General features: G+C 72.5%; 17 protein-coding genes. 3 read left to right on the top strand and 14 right to left on the bottom strand.

What is annotated here, in order from left to right:
• Window positions 1-7 precede the first annotated feature (7 nt).
• The 10 genes from EEY80_RS18670 to flgB form a co-directional block, all read right to left on the bottom strand.
• On the bottom strand, window positions 8-4036 hold the full coding sequence (locus EEY80_RS18670) for a FlgK family flagellar hook-associated protein (RefSeq protein WP_126979218.1): 4029 nt from the start codon (window positions 4034-4036) through the stop codon (window positions 8-10).
• Entirely contained in the window at window positions 4033-4365 is a 333-nt protein-coding gene (locus EEY80_RS18665; protein ID WP_126979216.1) for a rod-binding protein, read from the bottom strand. Before EEY80_RS18665 ends, EEY80_RS18670 begins: the two co-directional genes overlap by 4 nt.
• Window positions 4365-5528, bottom strand: a complete 1164-nt coding sequence (locus EEY80_RS18660; protein WP_407920746.1) for a flagellar basal body P-ring protein FlgI — start codon at window positions 5526-5528, stop codon at window positions 4365-4367. Before EEY80_RS18660 ends, EEY80_RS18665 begins: the two co-directional genes overlap by 1 nt.
• Complete coding sequence (locus tag EEY80_RS18655; protein ID WP_126979214.1) at window positions 5525-6208, bottom strand: flagellar basal body L-ring protein FlgH; 684 nt, start codon at window positions 6206-6208, stop codon at window positions 5525-5527. The genes EEY80_RS18660 and EEY80_RS18655 overlap by 4 nt, the downstream gene beginning before the upstream one ends.
• Window positions 6209-6216: 8 nt before the next feature.
• Entirely contained in the window at window positions 6217-7005 is a 789-nt protein-coding gene (gene flgG / locus EEY80_RS18650) for a flagellar basal-body rod protein FlgG (protein WP_126979212.1), read from the bottom strand.
• 67 nt (window positions 7006-7072) lie between these two features.
• The gene (locus EEY80_RS18645) at window positions 7073-7855 is read right to left on the bottom strand and encodes a flagellar basal body rod C-terminal domain-containing protein (protein WP_126979210.1); all 783 of its coding nucleotides are present in this window, start codon (window positions 7853-7855) and stop codon (window positions 7073-7075) included.
• Between the two features lie 10 nt (window positions 7856-7865).
• A complete protein-coding gene (locus EEY80_RS18640; protein ID WP_126979208.1) occupies window positions 7866-9143 on the bottom strand; it encodes a flagellar hook protein FlgE in 1278 nt (425 codons plus the stop codon).
• A 26-nt stretch (window positions 9144-9169) separates the two neighbouring features.
• The gene (locus tag EEY80_RS18635; protein ID WP_164738319.1) at window positions 9170-9841 is read right to left on the bottom strand and encodes a flagellar hook assembly protein FlgD; all 672 of its coding nucleotides are present in this window, start codon (window positions 9839-9841) and stop codon (window positions 9170-9172) included.
• An 11-nt stretch (window positions 9842-9852) separates the two neighbouring features.
• Entirely contained in the window at window positions 9853-10263 is a 411-nt protein-coding gene (gene flgC, locus EEY80_RS18630; protein ID WP_126979204.1) for a flagellar basal body rod protein FlgC, read from the bottom strand.
• A gap of 1 nt (window position 10264) precedes the next feature.
• Window positions 10265-10654 (bottom strand): flagellar basal body rod protein FlgB, encoded by a 390-nt coding sequence (flgB, locus tag EEY80_RS18625; RefSeq protein ID WP_126979202.1) that lies wholly within the window; start codon window positions 10652-10654, stop codon window positions 10265-10267.
• 78 nt (window positions 10655-10732) lie between these two features.
• On the opposite strand from flgB, the gene EEY80_RS18620 reads away from it, so the two are divergent.
• Window positions 10733-11443: a hypothetical protein gene (locus EEY80_RS18620; RefSeq protein WP_126979200.1), complete on the top strand. Its 711-nt coding sequence runs from the start codon at window positions 10733-10735 to the stop codon at window positions 11441-11443.
• Here the strand turns inward: EEY80_RS18620 and EEY80_RS20640 are convergent.
• The 4 genes from EEY80_RS20640 to EEY80_RS18600 form a co-directional block, all read right to left on the bottom strand.
• A complete protein-coding gene (locus EEY80_RS20640; protein ID WP_126979198.1) occupies window positions 11418-12647 on the bottom strand; it encodes an OmpA family protein in 1230 nt (409 codons plus the stop codon). The two genes, EEY80_RS18620 and EEY80_RS20640, sit on opposite strands and share 26 nt — an antisense overlap.
• A 4-nt stretch (window positions 12648-12651) precedes the next feature.
• On the bottom strand, window positions 12652-13413 hold the full coding sequence (locus tag EEY80_RS18610; protein ID WP_126979196.1) for a motility protein A: 762 nt from the start codon (window positions 13411-13413) through the stop codon (window positions 12652-12654).
• Window positions 13414-13494: 81 nt separating this feature from the next.
• On the bottom strand, window positions 13495-13968 hold the full coding sequence (locus EEY80_RS18605) for a flagellar export chaperone FliS (RefSeq protein WP_126979194.1): 474 nt from the start codon (window positions 13966-13968) through the stop codon (window positions 13495-13497).
• A 93-nt stretch (window positions 13969-14061) separates the two neighbouring features.
• A complete protein-coding gene (locus EEY80_RS18600; RefSeq protein WP_126979192.1) occupies window positions 14062-14709 on the bottom strand; it encodes a response regulator transcription factor in 648 nt (215 codons plus the stop codon).
• Between the two features lie 225 nt (window positions 14710-14934).
• On the opposite strand from EEY80_RS18600, the gene EEY80_RS18595 reads away from it, so the two are divergent.
• Together EEY80_RS18595 and EEY80_RS18590 are read left to right on the top strand one after the other, a co-directional pair.
• On the top strand, window positions 14935-15405 hold the full coding sequence (locus EEY80_RS18595; RefSeq protein ID WP_126979190.1) for a molybdopterin-dependent oxidoreductase: 471 nt from the start codon (window positions 14935-14937) through the stop codon (window positions 15403-15405).
• A gap of 10 nt (window positions 15406-15415) precedes the next feature.
• Window positions 15416-18019: a hybrid sensor histidine kinase/response regulator gene (locus EEY80_RS18590; protein ID WP_126979188.1), complete on the top strand. Its 2604-nt coding sequence runs from the start codon at window positions 15416-15418 to the stop codon at window positions 18017-18019.
• Window positions 18020-18181: the final 162 nt, after the last annotated feature.

The raw sequence follows: 18181 nt of genomic DNA, 5'->3' as shown, positions 1-18181 counted from the left end.
CTGTCCGTCAGATCATGTCGAGCAGCGTCTGGAACATGTCCCGCGCGATGCTCAGGGCCTGTGCCGAGGCCTGATAGGCCTGCTGCAATTCCACCAGCCGGGCGGCTTCGGTATCCAGATCGACCGCCCCGATCGCCGCGACCGCGCGTTCCGCCGCATCGGCGGCGGCGGTGGCGGTCGCGCTGGCCCGTCCGGCGGCGGCGGCGCGGACGCCTGCATCCGATTGCAGCAGCCCGAAGCGCGCGGCAAGCCCGGCCGCGCCCGTGGCGGGGTCGGCCTCGGCCAGTGCGGCCAGCGCCCGTGCCGTGGTCGCGTCGGCCGAACCCGCGGCGGTGGGCTGAAGGGTGAAGCGGTCGCCGGTTGCCGGAGCGCCGTCGATCCGCAGGGCATGGCCGCCGAGGGTCACCGTGCCGCCGGCATCGAGCCACCCGGTCGCGATCCGGTCGCCGCTGAGCCCGTCGAACAGCGCCACCGTCCCCAGACCCGCGTCAAGGATCTGCACGGTCAGCGGACCCTGCGCCGCGCCCCCGCCCTCCACGACCGAGCCGGCCAGCCGCAAGGTGCCGCTGCCGGTCAGGGCGACGATCAGTTCCTCGTCCGGCAGGCCGGTCAGCTGCAGGCCCTGGGCGGCGCTGCCCGCCACCCGGGCGGTGAGGCCCAGCACCTGCGATCCGTCCAGCGCCAGTGCCGCGCCCTCGACCCGCACCGCCGCCGGGGGGCCGCCGAAGCCCGCCGCGGCGGACAGGGCAACGACTGCCACGGCCGGCGCGGGCAGGTCCAGCACCAGCCGACCCTCGGGGTCGCGCGATGCGAGAAGGCCGAGCGCCGCAAGTTCCGGCGTCACCTCCACGGCGCCCGCCGACAGGGTGACGGTGCCCGTGGTTCCGGCCAGCGTCACCGACAGCGCGGCGGGCAGGGCGGCCGCATCCACCGGCCCCCCGGCCAGCACCTGCCGCGCCCCCGCACCGGCGGACAGGCCGAAGGCGGCCGCGGCCGCGACCTCGATCCCCGCGCCTCCGGTCACCCCTTTTGCCGTCAGCACCAGCCGGTTGCCGGCGTCGAAGGCCGCGGCGATGCGCCCGGGCTCCGGTCCCTCGATCACCGGCCGGCCGCCCAGCATCGTCAGCCGATAGTCCGCACCCTCCAGGCGCAGGGCCAGCGTCGTGCCATCGGCGGGCAGGGCGGCCAGCGCCGCGCCCGTCACCGTCGCGGCCGGCGCGGTGGCGCGCAGGGCGGCCGCCATGGTCGCGGCCACCTCGGCCCCGGTCGCCCCGGCGGGCAGCGCGGCGGCGACGGACAGCCCGCCGACCTCCAGCGCATAGGCCAGCCCGCCCTCGACCCCCGTGCCGACCGGCGCGAAGGTCACCTGCGCGCTGGCCCCCGCCCGCGACGTGTCGATGGACCAAAGTCCGCTGTCCCCGGGAGCGGAGGCGATGACGGCCGCCCCTTCCGCCAGCGCGAAACCCTCGACCCCCGTCAGCCGCAGCTGCCCGGACTGGCGCAGGCTCTGGCCTGCAACCAGCCCGGTCGCCGTGCCTGCCGCCGTTCCGTCCGGCGCGGCGGGGGTCACCTGAACCGCCCCCGCGCCGAGGGTCAGCGCGATGTCATGCCCCTCCTCCTGCACCAGCAGCAGCCGGCTGCCGTCGGGCGACAGTTCCGCCCGGATGCCGGTCACGGCCGTCTCGCGGTTGAAGGCCGCCGCCAGCGGATCGAGCCGCCCGCCGCCGATCGCGGCCTCGATTTCCAGCGGCGCCACGTTGCGGCCGGCGACCGACAGGCGCAGCGTGCCGTCGGCCACGTCCGACAGCGTCAGCGCCGTCACCGCCTCGGCCGCCAGCCCCGGCAGCGCGTCGCGCAGCAGCGATGCCGCCAGCGCCGCGCTGGCGCCTTCGGGCAGCGCCACCGCCGCCGAACTGCCGCTGGCGCCGGTCAGCACCAGATCGCGTGCGGCCGTGGCGGGCAGGGGCGCGGGTCCGGTCGCGGCGGCGCCGGGCAGCGTCACCGTCGGACCGCCCGGCAGGCGGGTGGCGGCGACCCCGATCCCGCGATAGCCGGTGCCGCCGGCAGTCAGCGGCGCCGGGTCGTAGACCGCGCCGGGCAGGAATCCGTTCGCCGGCGTCAGCAGCGCCGCCGCCTCGGCCGCCGACAGGGGCGCTCCGGCGACATGCCGGCCGGACCGGGTGATGACCTGCACCGTGCCGCCCGCCGGAACCGCCGCCTGCAGCGTCCCCGTCACCACCCCGCCGGGTCCGGTGGCGGTGGCCGCCGCCGCGTCGGCGGCGCCCGGCCGCCACAGGTTCAGCTCGCCCGCCGCATCCGCCTCGGCCACGAGGCCGAGACTGGCGAGCGAACGGCCCGTGCTGCTGACGATCCCGCCCGCACCGGCGGAACGCAGCGCGGTGGCGATGGCTTCGGCCCCGGCGATCCCGGTCAGGTCGAACAGATGCGCCGCGCCGTCGATCGTCACCGCAAGCTGCGTCTCGTCCCCCGTCAGCGGCAGACGGGTCCGTGCCGTCTGGCCGAGGCTCAGCAGCTCTGCGCTGGCGGTGCCGGCGGGCAGCACGCCGATCACGCCGCCCAGCAGATCGGCCGGCCCCGCGTCCAGCAGCGCCGCCACCGTGGCGAGCCCGCTGGGGGAAGGCGCCGCGACCGCCGCCGCCAGCGTCGCGGTGCCGGTGTTCGCCGGGTCGGAGGCCAGTTCGAAGGCCGCCGCCGCCGCCAGCGCGCGGGGATCGCGGATCACCAGCGTCAGGTCGCGGGCATGACCCTCGACCGGGGCGAGGGCGATGCGGTCGCCGTCGCGGGCCGCGCCCGCCAGATCGACCGTCACGCCGTCCAGCACCAGCCGCCCCATGCCTGCGGCGACCTCGGTCCCCGCGGCGTCGAAGGCGCGCCATGTGCCCCCGCTGCCGGTGCCCCCGGTGCCGCCCGCGGCGTCGAAGACCAGCTCGTAGCCGCCGGTCGCCGTTCCCGTGGCTGTCGCCGTGGCCGTCAGCGTCACCTGCGTCAGGCCGCCATTCGCGGCGGCGGGCCGCGCCTGCCAGCCGGACAGCGCATAGACCGCGCCGCCCGGCGCGCCGGTCAGGTCGACGCCGCCGGCATGCACCGCGTTGACCGCCGCGGCGAGGTCGCGGGCAAAGCCGTCGAGTTCTGTCACCGCCATGTCCACCGCGCCGATCCCGCGCGACAGGCCGGCGATGGCCCCGCCGGCAAGGGCGCGCGTCTCGGCCGATGTCCCGTCCGCCGCGACCGAGACCAGCGTCAGCGGGTCCGTCCCGGCGACCGACAGCCGCGCCGCGCCGTGACCATCCAGCAGAACGGGTCCGGCGGCGCTGCCAAGGCGGATATCGGGGCGCCCCGTCGCGTCGAGCGACACCGCTACCGGCAGCAGGTCCGACAGCTGCCCCAGCATCGCGTCGCGCTGGTCATAAAGCGGTGCCGCCGCCGCCGAGTGCAGCGAACTGCCCCCGAGGTTGCCGATCTGGCGCGACAGGGTCGCGAGATTGGCCAGCAGCGCCGTCGCCGTGTCGGCCACGGCGCCCGCCTCGGCGACCAGATCGCCGCGCAGGCCGTCGAGCCCGGCCGCAAGCCCGCGCAGCGCCCCGGCCGACGCGTCCGCGGCGTTGAGCGCCAGTTGCCGCGTCACGATATCGGTGGGCGCGCCTGCCAGATCGCCGAAGGCGGCGAACATGTCCCGCAGCACCCCGTCGATCCCGTCCTCGCCGGGGATCATCAGGGCCTCGACCGCCTCTGCCGCGCTCAGGTGGATTTCCGCTGCCGTCCGCGCGGCGGAACTGCCCCGCAGCCGCTCGGCCGCCAGCGCGTCGAAGGCCCGGCGCACCTCGAGCACGGAGACGCCCTGCCCGCCGCTGGCCCGCGTCGTCGCGGTCGCCTGCGCGCCGGCGGCGCTGACCGTGGCGACCTCGCGCCGCTGATAGCCTTCGGTCTCGACATTGGCGATGTTCTCCGCCGTGACCGCCAGCGCCGTCCGATAGGCGGACAGACCGCTGCGGGCGATGTCCAGCATGCCGGTCATCCGATCGCTCCTGTGGTGGGCGCCGCGGGGGAGGAGGCGGGAGAGAACTGGCGCGCGACCGCCTCGGCGATGCCGAGGCCCGCGCCCCGCGCGACCGACCGCGCCAGTTCGGCATCCAGCATCGAGGCGGCGGCGGTGACGCCCGCGCCGCCGGTCAGGTCGCAGCCGGGCAGGCCCGCGCGCCCCGCCTCCAGGATCTGGCGCAGGAACAGCGCCTCGAACCCCTCGGCGGCCTGCCGGATCGCGGCGGGATCGGCCGGTCCCGCACCGGGCACGGCCGGGGTCGCGGTGGCCAAACCGGCGAGCGTCTGCACAGCCTCCGCCCGCATCAGATCACCACCAGTTCGGCCCGCAGCGCGCCGACCTCGCGCAGCGCCTCGAGGATCGCCACCAGATCGGCCGGGGTCGCCCCCACGGCGTTGATGGCATCGACGAGCGAAGACAGCGACACCCCGGCATCGAAGACGAAGGCGCGTGCCGGTTCCTGCGCGGCGTCGATCTGGCTGTCCGGGGTCACGACCGGGGCTCCTCCGGGGGCGATGACCGCCCCGTCCCCGGCCACAACGGTCGTGCCGCGCGAAACGTTAGCGTCCTCGGACACGCGCACCGTCAGCGATCCGTGGGTGACGGCGGCCGGGCTGACCCGCACCTCGCCGCCGATGACCACGGTGCCGGTGCGTGCGTTCACCACTACCCGCGCCGGCGGGGCATCGGGTTCGACCTCGATCGCGTCCATCATCCCCGCGAAGGCGACGCGCTGGCCCGGATCGGCCGGCGCCCGCACCCGGATCGAGGCGGCGTCGATCGGCGCCGCGGTCCCGGCGCCGAAGGTCCGGTCGATGGCGCGGGCCACGGCGGCGGCGGTGGCGAAATCCGGACGGTGCAGGTTCAGCACCAGCTCCGGCATGTCCTGAAACGGGCTCGGCACGGTCCGTTCCACCGATCCGCCGCCCGGCACGCGGCCGACGGTGGGCACGTTCACCGTCAGCGAACTGCCGTCGCGCCCCTCGATCCCCATGCCGCCGACGACGAGGTTGCCCTGCGCCACCACATAGATCTCGCCATCCGCGCCCATCAGCGGCGTCATCAGCAGCGTGCCGCCCTTCAGCGACTTTGCCTGCCCGATGGTGGACACGGTCACGTCGGTCGTCTGGCCTTCCTTGAGGAAGGGGCCAAGCTCTGCCGTCACCATCACCGCCGCGGCGTTCTTGGCGTTCATGTCCTGCGCGCTGACCTGCAGCCCCAGCCGCGAGATCAGCGATTCCAGCGACTGCAGCGTCAGCGTGCTGCCGCCATCGCCGGTCCCCGGCAGGCCCACGACGATGCCGTAACCCACCAGCGGATTGCTGCGCACCCCCGCGAGGGTGGCGATGTCCTTCAGCCTGTCCGCCGCCGCCGGCGCGGTCAGCCCCGGCGCCGCCAAGGACGCGAGGCCGAGCGCCACGGCCCGGGCAAGGCCCAGCACCGGCCGGGTCCACGGGGTCCGAGTCACAGCGGGCTGACCGTGGTGACGGCGCGGTGCAGCCAGCCCGTGCGGCCGGTATCGGCGACATCGCCCGCGCCGATATACCGGATGTCGGCATGGGCGATGCGCTCCGACAGCACCACGTTGTCAGAACCGATATCCTCGGGCCGGACGATCCCCGACAGCCGGACATATTCGTTGCCGTTGTTCAGGGTCAGCCGCTTCTGTCCCATGATCTCCAGATCGCCGTTGGGCAGGACACGGGTGACGCTCACGCTCAGCCGCCCGGTCAGCGAGTTCGACTGCGCGGCGGCGCCCCGCCCGGCGAAGGACTGGTCGCCCTCGCTGGCCAGCAGATCGCCGTCGAGGTTGAAGGGAAGCTGCGCCTCGTAGGCGGATTCGCGGCTGCCGCTGGCGGATTGCGATTTGGTCGCCTGGAAGCGTTCGGTGAACTGCACCGTCAGCACATCGCCCACCGCGGCGGCACGGCGGTCGTTGACGAAGAGACCGCGCGCGCCGTCATGCCAGATGCCGCCGGTCGCGGGGGGCGGCAGGAAGCGTTCGGCCTCGGCATGGACGGGCGCATAGGCCATGCCGGCGCGGTCCTCGACATAGGTCGAACAGGCCGCGAGCGGCGCAAGCGCGAGACAGGCGGCGAGCGGCGGGAGGATGGAGCGGGGCAGGACGGAATGGAGCTTGGAGGTCATGGCTGGTTTCACAGCTTGTTCGAGAGTTGGCGCATCATCTCGTCCGAGGCGCTGATCGACTTGGAACTGATCTCGTAGGCGCGCTGCGTCTCGATCATGTCGACCAGTTCCTGGACCACGTTCACGTTCGAGGCCTCGAGCGCGCCCTGCACCAGCGTGCCCATGCCGTCCGCCTGCGGCGCGGCCACGACGGCCTCGCCCGAGGCGACGGTCTCGACCATCAGGTTCTCGCCCCGCGGTTGCAGGCCGCGCGGGTTGGCGAAGCTCGCCAGCGTCAGCTGTCCGGCCTCCTGCGGCTCGACCTCGCCCGGCAGGGTGACAGAGACGATGCCGTCGCCGGAGATGGCGATGGACAGCGCGCCGGGCGGGATGCGGATTTCGGGCTGGATCACATAGCCGCTGTCGGTGGTCAGCACGCCGTCGGCATTCTGCGACAGGCTGCCGTCGCGGCTGTAGCCGATGCGCCCGTCGGGCATCAGCACCTGCAGGAAGCCCTGCCCGTCGATGGCCAGGTCGAGGCTGTTGCCGGTGGTGCTGAGCCCGCCCTGCGCGAAGATCTTCTCGGTCGCGACGACGCGGACGCCGGTGCCCACGGCCAGCGGGCTGGACAGGGTGCTGCTGTCCGAGGTCTGGGCGCCGCCGGGGCGTTCGACCTGATAAAGCAGGGTTTCGAAACTGGCGCGGTCGCGCTTGAAGCCGGTCGTGTTGACGTTGGCGAGGTTGTTGGCGATCACCTGCATCCGCGTCTGCTGGGCGTCCAGCCCGGTGCGGGCCACATGCATGGCATTGGTGGACATCGGTCGCTCCTGTCGGCGGGTTGTGGTGACGGAAGGGATGCAAGCCGCGTGCCACGCCCGGGGGCCGTCAGCCCCCCGGCATCCTCAGCAGCGCGGCGCCGGCCTCGTCGATCTCGCGCGCCGTCTGGATCATCCGCAGGTTCACCTCGAAGCTGCGCTGCAGTTCCAGTGTCTCGACCAGTTCGTCGGTGGCGGTGACGTTGCTGCCCTCGCGCTGGCCCTGCATCACCTGCGCGATCTGGTCCGGCGGCGGCAGGTCGCCGCCGTCGGCCCTGCGGATCTGTCCGTCGGGTCCCTTGGCCAGGGCCAGCGCGGCGGGCGGGCTGACCGTGGCAATGACGCCGGCCAGCACCCGTTCCCCCGGGGCACCGTCCCGCGGCTCGACCAGCACCTGCCCCACCTCGTCGATGGCGATGCTGCGGAAGGGCGGCAGGCGGATCGGCCCCAGATCGCTGCCGAGCAGCCGGTCGCCGGCGCCGTTGGTCAGGCTGCCGTCATCGGCCACGCGCAGGTCGCCGCGCCGGGACAGCGCGGGGGCGCCGCCGGCCGCGGGGGCGATGATCAGGAACCCGCCCTGGCTCAGGCTGATGTCCATCGGATCGCCGGTCCGCTCTACCCGGCCCTCGGCGCGGGAAAAGCCGTTCTGTCCGCTGTCCAGCCGGAAGGCGCGACTGGTTCCGCCGTCCTCCTGCCCGGGCCCGCCCGGCACGAGGAAGGCCGCCCCCGCCGATTGCGTCATGTCGCGCCGGAACCCGGGCACCCCCATGTTCGCCAGGTTCTGCGCCGACAGCGCGGTGCGTTCCGTGACCGCATCCAGGGCATTCAGCGAGGTGTAGATCAGCCGGTCCATTCCCGCCCCGTCAGTTGCGCATGTTGAGGATCGTCTGCATCATCGTCGACGAGGTCTCCATCGCCTTGGCGCTGGCCTGATAGTTGCGCTGCGCGGTGATCAGGCTCACCAGCTCTTCGGTCAGGTCGACATTGGCCTGTTCCAGCGCGCCCGCCCGCAACAGCCCGAACCCTTCGGTCCCCGGCAGGCCCGAGATCGGGTCGCCGCTGTCGGCGGTCGCGGCGAAGCTGGCGTTGCCGGTGATCATCAGGCCGCCGGGATTGGGGAAGGTCACCAGCATCAGCTTGCCGACGGCAAGGCTGTCCTCGCCGCCATAGGTGGCCCAGATCGTGCCGTCGTCGTCGATGGACAGCTTGGTCAGCGGCGTGGCCACGGCACCGTCCTGCGACACGCTGGCCACCTCGAAGGCGCCGTCCTCCAGCGCGCTGTCGCCAAGCGCCAGCGTGATCGTGCCCGCGCCGGCGCCCGCGCCCGTGAAGGCCAGGTCTGTGGCGCCGGTGGGCAGGCCATCGGCACCGAAGGTCAGGGTGTTGCCCGTGGCGGGCGTGTATTCCATGCCGCCCTGGAAGTAATGCAGCGCGTAGGTCGTGTCCTCGGACAGCAGGTCCGGTTCCGCCACCCGGACGAAATAGACCTCCGCCTCGACCGCGTTTCCGTCGGCGTCGAAGGCGGGAACCGGCGTGCGGTGCGCCCAGGTCGTGGCATCGGCCGGATCGAAGCCGAGGCTGGGCGGCACCGCATCCTGCGCGCCGGCCATCGCCCCGTCCGTGGGCAGCGCCACGTCCAGCGTGACGGTTGCCGTGGCGACCGGCTCGCCCATGCTCAGCGGCACGGCCATCGGCATCGCGTTCGGCATCGCCTGGTTCAGCACCTCGCCATCCCGGGCCACCGGCCAGCCCAGCAGGGCCTGTCCCGAGGCGTTGACGATGGTGCCGTCCGACGACATCGAGAAGGCACCCGCGCGGGAATAGAGGATCTCGGTCTCGGCGCTGGTGCCGGTGCCGGTCTGCTGCAGCGCGAAGAACCCCGTCCCCTCGATCGCGAGGTCCAGCTGGTTTCCGGTGCTGACGATGCTGCCCTGCGAGAAGTCCTGCGCGACGCGGGTGACCTGGGTGCCCGATCCGGTGGTGGTGGCCGAAACGCTGTAGGGCGAGGTGTTGAAGATGTCGGCGAATTCGGTGCGGCTGCCACGGAAGCCGACGGTGCTGACATTGGCGATGTTGTTCGACGTGGCCGAAATGTCGGTCTGGGCGGCGTTCAGCCCCGACAGGGCGGTGTTCATGGACATGGGCTCTGGCTCCGGTCTTGGGGCGGTCAGCGGAAGGTTTCGATCTCGAGCGCGCTTGCCACGCCGAGATCCTCGATCTCGAACAGGATCGCGCCGGTGGCGGGGTCCGAGCTTGCGGCGGTCACCCGGGCGAAGACGCGCGGATCGACGGCCGTGGTCGCGCCCGCGGCGGTGGCCGTCACCGTCACCGCCACGGGATCGCGGGCGGCGACGGTCGCGGGGGGCAGGTCGGTCCAGGCGAAGGCCAGGTCGCCGGCGGGCTGCGGGCCCAGCGTCTGGCTGTGCAGGATCTGCCCCGTCACCGCGTCGCTGTAGGTGACGACGACATTGTCGGCCGGTTCGGTCAGGTCGACGCTGCCCCGGATCGCGCCCCCGGCATCGGGGCGCGTCACCGATCCCGGCACCAGCGCCGATTGCCCGACGAGCCCGGCGGCACCCGCCAGGCCCAGATCGCGCAGGCCGCCGTTCATCGTCAGCAGCGTGTCGTTGACCTGGTCGATGCCGCCGACCATCGAGAATTGCGACATCTGGGTCATGAATTCCGCATTGTCGAGCGGGTTCAGCGGGTCCTGGTTCTGCAGCTGCGCGGTCAGCAGCGTCAGGAAATCCTCCTGCCCCAGCAGCGTGCCGCCGGTCCCGGAGCTTGCCGTGGCGGCCGGGCCCGGACTGCTGGCCGAAATGCTGTCGATCGTGGTCATCGCTGGTCCTTTCATCCGCCGATGCGGAGCGTGCGGGCCATCAGACCGCGCAGGGTCGAGACGGCTTCGAGCGTGTTCTGATACTGGCGCCCGGCCTCGAGCATCTCGACCATCTCTTCCTCGACCGAGACCGGCGCCTCGAAGATGAAGCCTTCGGCATTGGCCTGGGGATGGTCGGGGGCAAAGCGGGGGATCGGCGCGCGGTCCAGCGCGACGATGCGGTCGGCGCGGGGTGCGGCGATGCCCGATCCCGGCGCCGCCTCGTCCACCGTGAAGACCGGCCGCAGCGGGCGAAACGCCGTCTCGGGGCTGGATCCGTAGGTGCCGGCATTGGCGAGGTTCGAGGCAGAGCTGTTCAGCCGCTGCATCTGCGCCGACAGCGCGCGCTGCGCGAGGTCGAAGACGGTCATCGGTCCGGTCATGTCATTCCCCCCGGATCGCCTTGCGCAGGCCGCCGATGCGGCGGTCCAGCAGTTCGAGGCTCGCGGTCTGGCGCAGGACGGCTTCCGAGAAGGCGACCTGTTCCACCGCCAGTTCGACGGTATTGCCGTCCAGCGCGGGCGAGACCGGCTGGCGATAGGCGGCACCGCCGCCGCCGGTCCCCGCCGCCGCGGCGAAATGTGCGGGGGAGGTGACGGCCATCGGGCCGGTGCCCGTCGCCTGCCGCAGCGCCTCGGCGAAGTCGATGTCGCGGGCCTTGTAGCCCGGCGTCGCGGCATTCGCGATATTGGCGGCGAGGATCGCGCCGCGCCTTTCGTGCAGGCTCAGCGCCTCGGCGTGCAGGCCGAGATGGCTGCGCAAGTCCAGTGTCATGAAACCTCCTGCGGGGGCCGGGATCTGGCCCGAGGCTTGCAAGCCCCGTGCCATGACCTCGACGGAAAGGACGGCGGGATGACGATCGGCGGCGGAACGGACGGGACGGGCCGGCAGGGCGGCAGGCGTGGGTTGACCGCGGCGGTGGCCGCGGGGCTGCCGGATCTTGGGCCGGCGGGGGGGGCGCGGCTGCTCGGCCGCCTCGCGGGGCAGCCGGCGCCCTGCCCGGGGGACCGGCGCGCGATGCTGGCATTGCGGATCGCGGTGCTGCAGGCCGCCGGCACCCTAGCGATCGACCCGATCCGGAAGGACCGGCCCGTGCCGGCGATGGCCGGGCCTGTCGCCGCGACGGAGGCGCTATCGGCCCCCGTCGAACCTGCGACCGAGGAGCGTTCTGCCCCGCCGCGTCGCGCCCCCCGCCGGGCGGGCCGCGCGACCGGGCTTGGCCTCGACGAGGCGGCATCGCTGCTGGCGGGGCTGGGCGGGGCGGCAGAGGCGGACCCTGCGGCGCCCGATCCCGAGCCGGCAGATGCTCAGGCGTCCGCGGTCCCGATGACGTCGCGCGAAGCCGACCCCGGCGCCGCCCCGGATAAAGCCGGCCCCGGACCCGGGGCGCGTGGGCGCCGGGGCCGGGGGCTGGTCATTGCGGACCCCGGCGTGGCGCTGTCCCAGATGGGGGCATTGCTGGCGGCCGAGGCCGACGAGGCCGGCGAGACGGGCGAGGCATCGGGGGTGCCCCCGGCAGTCCCCGGCGAAGAGGGGGTCACCCCCCGTCCCCGGAATAGTTGATCTCGATCTCGATCCGCCGGTTGCGGCGGCGGCCCGCCTCGGTCGCATTGTCGGCGACCGGGCGGTATTCGCCCTGGCTCACGGCCGAGAGCTGCGCCGGATCGGCCCCTGCCGCGACGAGTTCGCGGGCCACGGCCGCCGCCCGGGCTGCGGCAAGGCCGATATTGTCGCGATAGGGTCCGCCCGCCAGCGGCACGTCATCGGTATGGCCGGTGACGGTGATCCGGCGTCCCGGCCGGTCGGTCGTCGTGGCGATCCGGGCCATGACGTCGCGCGCCTCGGTCGACAGGTCCGCCGATCCCGAGGCGAAGCCGCCGCCCGCGCCCAGCGTCACCGTCACCGTTCCGTCGCGCTGCTGCACCGCCAGGCTGCCGTCGCCGATCTCGTCGCGCAGGATCCGTTCCAGCCCCAGCGCCGCCAGTTCGGCGCGGGCGCGGGGCGAGCCCTGCATCTCCTGCGCCGCCCCGTCTGCTGCCTCGTCCCCCGCCGCGTCTGCTGCCTCCTCTGCCGCCCCGTCCGCGGAGCCGCCTGCCAGATCGGGGGGCGCCGGAATCGGCTGGACCTGCCCCCCGGCCACGCCGGCGATGGCATCGGCCAGCGCCAGCACGCCCGCCTGATCCGTCCCGCCCGGCAGGCGCAGCGTCACCGTCCCGCCCGGCCCGTCGACCTCGAGGCTGCCCGCCGCCAGTGCTTCGGCCAGCGCGCGGGCCACCTCCTCGGCCGGACCTTCCGCCGCGCCTTCCTCCGCCGTGCCCGCCCCCTCCGCCGTGCCCGCCTCGCCCGGGGCGCCCTCGCCGTCGCGCGATATCCCGTCCGCGCCGCCGCCCGCGTCCTGTTCGGCGCCGCTGCCCCGGTCGGGCTGCACCGTCTGGTCCGCCGCGCCATCGCGCCCCGGCTCCTCGCGATCCTCGGCGCCGGTCGCCCCCTGCGGCGCGAGTTCGATGACGGTGTCGCCCCGCGGGCCGCCGTCCATCACGTGAAACCCGAACTGCTGACGCATCGAGCCGGCGAATTTCTCGAAACTCGGTTCGTCGAATTGCGCGAAGCCGAGGATCAGCACGAAGAAGGCCATCAGGTTGGTGGCGATGTCGGCAAAGGTCGCCAGCCATGCCGGCGCGCCGGGGGGCGGGCATTTCGGGCAGTCGTCGCCCTCGTCATCCTCGGCGACGGGGGGCTGGAAGGGGATGACCTTCGCCTTGGCCATGGCGTCAGGCCGCCCGCCGCCGGGCCTGGCTGCGCATGTCCAGCGCGCAGAGAAGCTGGTCCTCGATGATCCGGGCGCTTTCCCCGCGGGCGATGCCGCGCAGTCCCTCGATCACCAGTTCGCGATAGACCACCTCGTCCTCGGAATAGCCTTCCAGCTTGTTCAGGATCGGGCCGAAGATCACGTTGGCCACCAGCGCGCCGTAGAGGGTGGTCAGCAGCGCCACCGCCATGGCCGGGCCGATGGACTTGGGGTCGGACATGTTGCCCAGCATTAGCACCAGGCCGATCAGCGTGCCGACCATCCCCATCGCCGGCCCGATATCCACCCAGGCCTTGATCGCGCCCTGATAGGCGCCGTGCCGGGCCTTCATCGCCTTGATCTCGTATTTCATCTGCTTGCTCATCCGCGCCTCGTCGGCGCCGTCGATCAGCAGTTGCAGCCCCTTCTCCAGGAACGGCTCGCCCGACACCTTGCCCTCCAGCGCCATGATCCCGTCCTTGCGGGCGATGTTGGACAGGTCGACCATGCGGGTGATCAGCGCGTCGGTGTCGAAGACGGCGGGTTTGAACGCCTTGGCCATCGCCTTGAAATGCCCGAGGAACACCGGCATCGGCTTCATCGCCATCACGACGAACAGCGTGCCGCCCAGCACGATCAGCACCGAGGGGATGTCGACGAAGGGCGACACGCCCCCGGCATAGATCATCGACCCCAGCACCATGCCCACGGCGCCGATCAGTCCAATGAGGGTGGCGATGTCCATCTGTCGGCTTCCGCTGCAACCAAGGGTCCGCCGCGGCGCTGCAAGCCGCGTGCCACCGCGCGGGATCCGGCGCCGGCCCGGTTACGGCGCGGCAGGCGTTGCCGCAGCGGGGCCGGTCAGCTGCGGGGCCACCGGGGCGGGGGGCGCATCCGCCAGCGAGGCCCTGCGCTGTTCCATCTGCGACCAGGCCGCCCGGATCTGGTCGACGAAGCCCGCCGCCTTCGCCAGCCGCCGCGCCGTCTCGCCGTCCGGGTCGGGGTGGAAGGCGTCGAGCGTCGCCTGCCGGCAGTATTCATAGACCTTGAACAGCGCCGGGGCGATGTCGCCGCCCCGGTCGAAGTCGAGGCTCGATTGCAGCAGGTAGATGGCGGACAGCGTGCGCGTCATCGGGCCGGACGGAACCGGCAGCTGCGCCGCGCAGGCCTCGGACAGGGCGCCGAGCGCCCGGTGCAGTTCCGCCAGCGCCAGGCCGATCAGCGCATGCGGATCGTCCGGGATGCGGTTGTCGCTGCGGGCGGTGCGAAGATAGCAGTTGCGGGCAAGGGAAAGGTTCATCTGGCGGCTCCGGCTGCGGGTGAAGGTGCCGGATACCGATGCCCGGGGCGCCTTCCGCCCCTGTCAACGGCAGGGCGGGCCGCCGCTTTAGCCTCAGACCAGTCCCATGTTGCGCGCGACGACCACGGCCTGTGTGCGGTTCTGGGCGCTGAGCTTCTTGCAGATGGCGGTGACGTGCATCTTCACCGTGGGCTCGGCCAGCCCCACCGCCGTCGCGATCGACTTGTTCGGCTTGCCTTCGGCCAGGTGCTGAAGGACCAGCATCTCTTTCTCGGACAGGACGCCATCCGACTGGCGCTGCGCTTCGGCCTGGCTGCGCATCAGTTCGAGCGGCAGGTACCGTTCGCCCGACTGCATGAAGCGGATCGCATTGGCGAGGCTGCGCACCGGGGTCGTCTTCAGCACGATGCCCGCCGCGCCCGCGTTCAGCAGTTCCTCTGCCATGCGGGGGGTGGGGTTGGCGGTGATGATGCCGACGGGATGGTTGCCATTGGCCCGCATCATGCGCCGCAGCCCGGTGACGCCGTTCATGCCGGGCATGTTGAGGTCCAGCAGCACCACGTCGAAATGGCCATGCGCGCGCACCAGCTCCAGCGCACCGTCGAGGTCGGTGGCGGTCTGGACCGACATTCCCGCCGTCGCGGTCAGGAACATCGAGAAGATGTCGAGCACCATCCGGTGATCGTCGGCGATCAGGACGCTGGGGGCGGCAGGCGGGCGCGGCGCGGCTTCTTCGGTCATCGTCTACCTTCGCGGGACATCGCTGACATGCGGATGGGTCACAATCATACGGTCGGGGCTGCTAACGTGACGATAGTGGCAAAAAAATAGATCGATCCAAATTTCAGACGTTCCGTCTCAGGCTCGCGATTTCTTTGACGAAAGTATGGCGTTCTGCCGATTGTCTGGCTTGAGGTGCAATACAGCTGTGTTATCGCGCGACATCCTGTTCTCAAGAGGCAAGCGATGCGCAAGATTCTCTGCTGCTGCGTGGCAATGTTGTCCCTGCTGTCGCCTGCCCTGTCCCGGGCCGGCGAGGCCCTTCTGGAAATCTCCGCCCCAGGCGGCCCGGCGAAGAGCTATGACCTTCAGGCGCTGCAGGCCTTCGCGCCCGTCGAGTTCTCGACCACCACGATCTGGACCGAAGGCGCGCATGTGTTCACCGGCGTGCCGCTGACAGTGCTGCTGGCCGATGCCGGCATTACCGAGGGCGAGGTGAAGGCCGTCGCGCTGAACGACTATGCGGTGACGATCTCTCTGGACGACCTCGAGGACGAGGTGCCGATCGTCGCCTATTTCGTCGATGGCAAACCCTTCCCGGTCCGGGAAAAGGGTCCGCTGTGGATCGTCTACCCCTACGATGCGAGCCCCGCCTATCGCAGCGAAACCGCCTACAGCCGCAGCGTCTGGCAGCTGACCCGGCTGGTCGCGGACTAGGAGGCGACCGATGACGCTGCTGGCCGTCAACCCCTATGCCGAAGCCGCCGTCACGGCGCGCCGGCAGCAGCGGATGACGGTCATCTCGATCGCGGTGCTTGCGGTCTTCACCGCGCTGATCACGGCCTATATCTTCGTGATCCTGCAGACGCAGCTGTCGCGCAGCGAAGAGGCGGCCTCGGACAACCGCACCTGGGTGCTGGCGCAGATCGAGGTCGATCTGCTGAAATACGAACTGGCGCTGACGGCCGCGGCCCGACAGCCCGACCAGCCCGACCGGCTGGAGGCGGTGCGCAGGCAGTTCGACATCCTCTACAGCCGTCTGTCGATCGCCGCGGCGCCGCGGGTGTCGCCGCAGGCGCGGCTGCCGGACAGCGCGGCCTGGGCCAGGCTGAAGGGGCCGGGCGGACTGATCGAATCGCACCTGCCGCTGCTCGATGCCGGGGACGCGGCGCTGGGGGCGGCGGCGGCGCGGATGGCCGAGGACGTGGCGGCGCTGCGCGATCCGCTGCGCCAGGCCGTTCTGGACGCGGTGACCGCGCAGATCGCCTTTGGCGAGGTCACCCGTTCGGAACTGCGCGGCGCGCTGGGCCGGTTCATCGCGGCGGTGATGTGGCTGACCTTCGGCATGGCGGTGCTGATGCTGTCCATCTATCGCCAGGGCCGCCGGCAGGCGCATCACGCGCAGCTGCTGGCGATCGCGGTGCAGAACCTTCGCTCGACGCTCAATGCCTCGCTCGACGGGGTGGTGATCCTGGGTCCCTCGGGGCGCATCGTCAGCAGCAACGACGCCTTCCGCGACATGCTGGGAGGGGTCGAACTGACGGGCGCCCCGCCGATGGCGCAGTTCATCTCCCGGTCCGATGTTCCCGTCGACCAGCTGCTGGCCGGCTTTGAGCCCGGCCGCCGCTATCGGGTGGAGCTGAACTGCGGCTGCGAGCGGACCTGCACCGCCGAGCTGAGCCTCGCCTCGGTGCGGACCGAGACGGAACGCAACATGGTCGTGGCCTTCGTCCATGACATTTCCGACCAGATCGCGCGCGAAAGCTACCTCTCTGCCGCCCGTTCGGCCGCCGAGGCCGCCGGCGCCGCGAAGGCGCGGTTCCTCGCCGTCATGTCGCACGAGATGCGGACGCCCCTGAACGGGCTCTTGTCCGCGGCCGAGCTGTTGCACGATACCGCGCTGGATGCCGACCAGCGCTGGTATGCCGGCATCATCCGCTCTTGCGGCAACACCGCGCTGGAACAGGTGAACAACGTGCTGCACCTGACGCGGCTCGCCGCGGCCGAGACCGAGGAGTTTCCCGCGACGGTGTTCTCGCTGCCGCAAGAGCTCGACGCGCTGGTCAACCAGTTTTCGGCCGACGCGGCGCGCAACCGGACCAGCCTGACGCTGGCGGGCGACATCGGCCCCGACTTCGCGATCCGGGCGTCGCTGCCCTCGCTGCGTCGCGCGCTGTCGAACCTGCTGTCGAACGCGGTCAAGTTCACCGAGGACGGCTCGATCGTGCTGCGCCTGACGCGCAGCCCGGCCGAGGCCGCGGGGCATGTGCGCCTGACCGTCGCGGTCGAGGATACCGGCATCGGCATCGCGGCCGAGGACATCGACCGGATCTTCCAGAACTTCGAGACGCTCGACACTTCCTATTCCCGGCTGCGCGAAGGCAGCGGTCTGGGGCTGGGCATCGCGAAACTGTCGACCGAGGCCCTGGGCGGGCGGATCGAGGCGCGCAGCACCCTGGGCGCGGGAAGCGCGTTCACCCTGATCTTCGACGCGCCGCTGGCGGCCCTGCCCCTGCCCGTCCTCGAACCGATGGCCGACCCGGCGGAAGGTCTGCTCGACGCGCGGCTGCTGCTGGTCGAGGACAATGCCGTGAACCGGATGCTGCTGCGCCGGCAGCTGGAAGGCCTGGGCGTGACCGTGACCGAGGCGGTCGACGGCGTCGAGGCGCTGGAACAGGTCGCCCGCGCGCCGTTCGACCTGGTGCTGATGGACGTGTCGATGCCGCGGATGGACGGGCTCGAGGCGACGCGGCGGATCCGGTCCGGCATGGCGCAGCCGGGGGTGCCGGTGGTGGCGCTGACGGCGCAGGCGGCGCCGGAACGGGTGCGGGAGTTCCTCGATGCCGGCGTGGACGAGGTCATCACCAAACCCGCCACCATCGATGCGCTGGCACGGCTGATCCGGCGCGTCCTCGCCGAGAGCTCGCAGGCCGCCGGGGCCGGAGAGGGCGGGGAAGAGGCCGGAGCGGACGTCGGAGCGGATGCCGCAGAGGACGCCGGGGACGCGGTCTTCGCCCAGCTTGCCGCCGATCTCGGCCCCGACTTCCTGTCGGGCATGGTGGCCCGTTTCGGCGCCGACGGGGAGGATGCGCTGGCCCGGATCGCCGCGGCGCTGGCGGCGCGCGACCTCGCCGCCGCGGCCGACCTCGCCCACCGGCTTGCCGGCAGCGCGGCGGCGCTCGGCCGGACCGGGCTGCACCGCCTGCTGTGCCGGCAGGAAGATGCGGCCCGCGCCGGGGATCATCGCACCGCCGCCGCGCTGCAGCCCGACCTGCGCCGGCACCTTGATGCGGCGCTGCCGCGGATGCGGCGATTGCTGCAGGCGGCGTGAGGGCGGTCGACCGGCCCGCGTAGGCGGGCGAAGGCCGCACCGGGCGGGCGGGTCAGGGAAAGCTGTAGGGGTTGGGGGTCGGCCTTGGGGCGGGCGCTGCGCCACCCGTCGCGCCGCCGGCCCGCGCGGCCGCGGATCGCCCGGGCGAGGTGCCGGGCGCCG

It is taken from the genome of Frigidibacter oleivorans, from assembly GCF_003993775.1.
Lineage (GTDB): Bacteria > Pseudomonadota > Alphaproteobacteria > Rhodobacterales > Rhodobacteraceae > Frigidibacter > Frigidibacter oleivorans.
This window is presented reverse-complemented; position numbering and strand designations above follow the sequence as displayed.

Coding starts and splice junctions, on each gene's coding strand:
- EEY80_RS18670 (WP_126979218.1), bottom strand. CDS start 4,036: ATGACCGGCATGCTGGACATCGCCCGCAGCGGTCTGTCCGCCTATCGG.
- EEY80_RS18665 (WP_126979216.1), bottom strand. CDS start 4,365: ATGCGGGCGGAGGCTGTGCAGACGCTCGCCGGTTTGGCCACCGCGACC.
- EEY80_RS18655 (WP_126979214.1), bottom strand. CDS start 6,208: ATGACCTCCAAGCTCCATTCCGTCCTGCCCCGCTCCATCCTCCCGCCG.
- flgG (WP_126979212.1), bottom strand. CDS start 7,005: ATGTCCACCAATGCCATGCATGTGGCCCGCACCGGGCTGGACGCCCAG.
- EEY80_RS18645 (WP_126979210.1), bottom strand. CDS start 7,855: ATGGACCGGCTGATCTACACCTCGCTGAATGCCCTGGATGCGGTCACG.
- EEY80_RS18640 (WP_126979208.1), bottom strand. CDS start 9,143: ATGTCCATGAACACCGCCCTGTCGGGGCTGAACGCCGCCCAGACCGAC.
- EEY80_RS18635 (WP_164738319.1), bottom strand. CDS start 9,841: ATGACCACGATCGACAGCATTTCGGCCAGCAGTCCGGGCCCGGCCGCC.
- flgC (WP_126979204.1), bottom strand. CDS start 10,263: ATGACCGGACCGATGACCGTCTTCGACCTCGCGCAGCGCGCGCTGTCG.
- flgB (WP_126979202.1), bottom strand. CDS start 10,654: ATGACACTGGACTTGCGCAGCCATCTCGGCCTGCACGCCGAGGCGCTG.
- EEY80_RS18620 (WP_126979200.1), top strand. CDS start 10,733: ATGACGATCGGCGGCGGAACGGACGGGACGGGCCGGCAGGGCGGCAGG.
- EEY80_RS20640 (WP_126979198.1), bottom strand. CDS start 12,647: ATGGCCAAGGCGAAGGTCATCCCCTTCCAGCCCCCCGTCGCCGAGGAT.
- EEY80_RS18610 (WP_126979196.1), bottom strand. CDS start 13,413: ATGGACATCGCCACCCTCATTGGACTGATCGGCGCCGTGGGCATGGTG.
- EEY80_RS18605 (WP_126979194.1), bottom strand. CDS start 13,968: ATGAACCTTTCCCTTGCCCGCAACTGCTATCTTCGCACCGCCCGCAGC.
- EEY80_RS18600 (WP_126979192.1), bottom strand. CDS start 14,709: ATGACCGAAGAAGCCGCGCCGCGCCCGCCTGCCGCCCCCAGCGTCCTG.
- EEY80_RS18595 (WP_126979190.1), top strand. CDS start 14,935: ATGCGCAAGATTCTCTGCTGCTGCGTGGCAATGTTGTCCCTGCTGTCG.
- EEY80_RS18590 (WP_126979188.1), top strand. CDS start 15,416: ATGACGCTGCTGGCCGTCAACCCCTATGCCGAAGCCGCCGTCACGGCG.